Origin of the sequence: Albidovulum sp. (assembly GCF_008933605.1) — a bacterium.
Lineage (GTDB): Bacteria > Pseudomonadota > Alphaproteobacteria > Rhodobacterales > Rhodobacteraceae > Albidovulum.
The window spans coordinates 1-1,501 of the sequence record NZ_WBUS01000299.1 but is presented as its reverse complement, the minus strand read 5'-3'; the positions used below and the strand labels follow the sequence as shown (position 1 = coordinate 1,501).

The following is a 1,501-nucleotide window of genomic DNA, read 5'->3' as shown; positions in this document are numbered from 1 at the left end:
CTGCGGGCGCGCCTCGGGCGCGAGCGCGACGAAGGCGGAGCGCTCGCCGCCTCCGGCGATCCCGATGACGGGGTCGTCGCGCGGTTCCTGCGGCATCCCTACTTCTTCCGGATGCCGCCGAAGTCGCTCGACCGGAACGATTTCGCCTCCCTCCTCGACGAGGTGGCCGGCCTCTCCGACGCCGACGCCGCCGCGACGCTCACTGCCGCAGCCGCGGCCGCCGTGGCAAAGGGGGCGGAGCACTTTCCCGCGCCGGTCTCGCGCCTCCTCGTCACCGGCGGCGGGCGGCACAACGCCACGCTCATGGCGATGATCGCGGCCCTCCTCGACTGCCCGGTGGAACCGGTGGAGGCGGTGGGCCTCGACGGCGACATGCTGGAAGCGCAGGCCTTCGCCTATCTCGCGGTCCGGGTGGCATGCGGCCTGCCCACCTCCTGCCCCGGTACGACGGGGGTCTCTGCCGCCGTGGGCGGGGGCTCGATCAGCCGCCCGCAAGGTGTCCCGGCCTGAGACGGGCTAGTGCCCGGTGCGGCCGGTCTGACGGAACATGCTGACGGTGTAGATCACCAAGGCGGCCCAGATCAGCGGAAAGGCCAGGGCGCGGGCCGGGCCGAAGCGTTCCCCGAAGGCGAAGACCGCGATGAGGAAGATCATTGTCGGCACGACGTACTGAAGGACGCCGATCGTAGTCAGCCTGAGCCGCTTCGCCCCGTTGCCATAGAGGATGAGCGGAACCGCCGTCACGACGCCGCAGCCGAAGAGCATGGCCGTGTCGAAGGGAACGCCCTGCAGGAAATGGCTCTGCCCGGTGCGCTCAAGCCAGACCAGATAGCCGAGCGCGACGGGCGTCAGCAGGAGGACTTCGAGCATGAAGCCCTGGTTGGGCCCGATCGGCAGCCACTTCTTGAAGAAGGCATAAAGCCCCCAGGTCAGCGTCAGGGCGAGCGCGACCACCGGCAGCTGGCCGGCATCCCAGGTCAGGATCGCGACCGCCGGGACGGCGAGCGCGATCGCCACCCATTGCGCGGACGACAGCTTCTCGCGCAGGAAGATCGCACCGAGGAGGACCGAGAAGAGCGGGTTGATGTAGTAGCCGAGTGCCGCGTCAAGGGCATGGCCCGAGCCGATGGCCCAGACATAGATGCCCCAGTTGGCGGAGACCAGCGCCGCCGTCAGTGCCGCCATGGCGACCATCCGCGGCGTCCTCACCGCCCGCGCCAGGTCCGCCGTGCGCCCGGTGGCGATCAGCACCGCGCCGGCGACCGGGACCGACCAGAGGACGCGGTGGGCGATCACCTCGACGGGCGGGATATGCGCAAGCGCCTTCATATAGAAGGGCAGAAATCCCCAGAGTACATAGGCGCCAAGGGCATTGGCGAAGCCGGGCAGGCTGTCGCCCCCCTGAGGCGGGGTCTCAGTGGTATCGGTCATGGCGCGCTCCTCGGCGGTCTGCCTATCGCAGCCGCGCGGCGACCGCCACCGGGGCGATTGTGTCGGGCAC

At 70.1% G+C, this 1,501-nt stretch carries 2 protein-coding genes; one reads left to right on the top strand and one right to left on the bottom strand.

The annotated features are described in order from the left end of the window. On the top strand, positions 1-510 hold a 510-nt coding region (locus tag F9K34_RS19025), incomplete at its 5' end, for an anhydro-N-acetylmuramic acid kinase (protein WP_291338661.1). Between the two features lie 6 nt (positions 511-516). On the opposite strand, the gene rarD is transcribed toward F9K34_RS19025, so the two are convergent. Then, complete coding sequence (gene rarD / locus F9K34_RS19020) at positions 517-1,431, bottom strand: EamA family transporter RarD (protein ID WP_291338660.1); 915 nt, start codon at positions 1,429-1,431, stop codon at positions 517-519. Positions 1,432-1,501: the final 70 nt, after the last annotated feature.

Coding starts and splice junctions, on each gene's coding strand:
- rarD (WP_291338660.1), bottom strand. CDS start 1,431: ATGACCGATACCACTGAGACCCCGCCTCAGGGGGGCGACAGCCTGCCC.